A 1,691-nucleotide genomic window follows, 5' to 3' on the forward strand; every position below is an offset into this window, starting at 1 on the left:
CTCCAGCTTTAAATATAGAAAGGCGGATGAATGATGCGAATTGAACATGTCGCAATCTGGACCAAGGACCTTGAAATGATGAAATCGTTCTATGAGAAATTTTTCAACGGCATCATAAATAAAAAATATGTGAATGAAAAAAAACAATTCCACTCGTATTTTTTGACCTTTGAATCAGGTGCGCGTTTGGAATTGATGCAAAAACCCGAGCTTGTGGAGTTGGAAACTGCCGATTATTACGGCATAACCCATTTTGCTTTTTCAGTCGGTTCTGAGGAAAAGGTGAATGAATTGACGGATCGCTTAAAGAAGGAGGGCTTTCAGGTTTTTGATGGGCCTCGAACAACCGGTGATGGGTATTACGAAAGTGTTGTGCTTGATCCAGAAATGAATCGGTTAGAAATCACGATTTAAACGTATTCTTCTATCTCCGTCACACCCCAATCGGTGACAATGGGCTAGTCCGGACTCAGATGTTGGAGAAAGGAACCTATGAAACATGATTCATGCCTTCTCGTTTGAAAAATATAAACCGAAAGAGGGAATTAAAGATGAAAAAGATGAATATTGGCCTTCAATTGTATACACTTCGTGAAGAGATGGCGATCGATTTCAAAGGAATGCTGAAGAAAGTGGCCGAGCTGGGTTATGAGGGGGTTGAATTTGCAGGATATGGCGGTCTTCCTGCCGATGATCTGAAGGCGCTATTGGATGAACTCGGCTTGAAAGGATTTAGCAGCCATCTTTCTCTGCACGCGCTTCGTGCTGATCTGCAAAAAGAGATTGATTACTTGAAAGCCATCGGCGCTCAATACATGGTCTGTCCTTATCTTTTCCCTGAAGACCGACCGAAAAATGCAGACGAATGGCGTACCTTATTTGTAGAGCTTGAACAAATCGGGAAGGAAGTTCAAAAACAGGGACTCATTTTGGGTTATCACAACCATGAATTTGAGTTCGAGGGCGTAGTAGGCGATAACAATCCTTTTGAAGCCATGTTTGCAGAGACAACTCCGCAAGCTGTTCAGGTGGAGATGGACGTATGCTGGGTGCAATTTGCAGGCAAAGATCCTCTTCAGTACATCGACAAATATGCCGGCCGTCTCCCCTTGCTTCATCTAAAAGATTATAGCTTAGACGACCAAAGACAGATGGTTACATTAGAGCTTGGCGAGGGCGTAGTAGATCTGCCAGCCGTAATACAAGCAGCTGAGCAAGCCGGAGTCGAGTGGCTGATTGTGGAACAGGATTTTTGTCAGAGCCCTCCGCTGCAAAGCATTGAAAAAAGCTATGCATGGTTAAAAAGAAACTATCTTACCTAAATGAGGTTTTATTTCAATGAGTATGGGACAAACAGCTAAGCCAAGAGCAGCTCCTTTGTCTTAAAAAGCTTTGCGATTTTAATCTACCTTATTTCAATTGAAAGACAACGACTCTCGTCGTTGTCTTTTTTTGATTAGATGGAAAAACACTACACAGCGAAGACGTTTCCTGTTACTTGGTTGGGCCAGGAATCGCTACGCACTATCTACTTCACCCAAATTATCAATTATTAATTCTAACTGGACGACTCACTTGAATTAATAAGTTTGTTTATCGTTTCAGATAGCTCTGATTTCGAGAATGGTTTTAATAAATAATCTCTAACTCCTAGTTGCATTGCTTTGCGAAAGTAAATGTGTCCGCTGAGC

The 1,691-nt window shown here is 41.9% G+C and carries 2 protein-coding genes; both read left to right on the forward strand.

Going from position 1 to position 1,691, the window contains the following annotated elements; all coding sequences use genetic code 11:
- Positions 1 to 33 precede the first annotated feature (33 nt).
- On the forward strand, positions 34 to 414 hold the full coding sequence (locus tag AC1DSE_RS34965; protein WP_477510143.1) for a VOC family protein: 381 nt from the start codon (positions 34 to 36) through the stop codon (positions 412 to 414).
- A 137-nt stretch (positions 415 to 551) separates the two neighbouring features.
- Positions 552 to 1,322 carry a sugar phosphate isomerase/epimerase family protein gene (locus AC1DSE_RS34970; RefSeq protein ID WP_477510116.1) on the forward strand — a complete coding sequence of 257 codons (771 nt, stop codon included), beginning with the start codon at positions 552 to 554 and terminating at the stop codon, positions 1,320 to 1,322.
- Positions 1,323 to 1,691: the final 369 nt, after the last annotated feature.

It is taken from the genome of Paenibacillus sp. 01L418 (assembly GCF_056400045.1).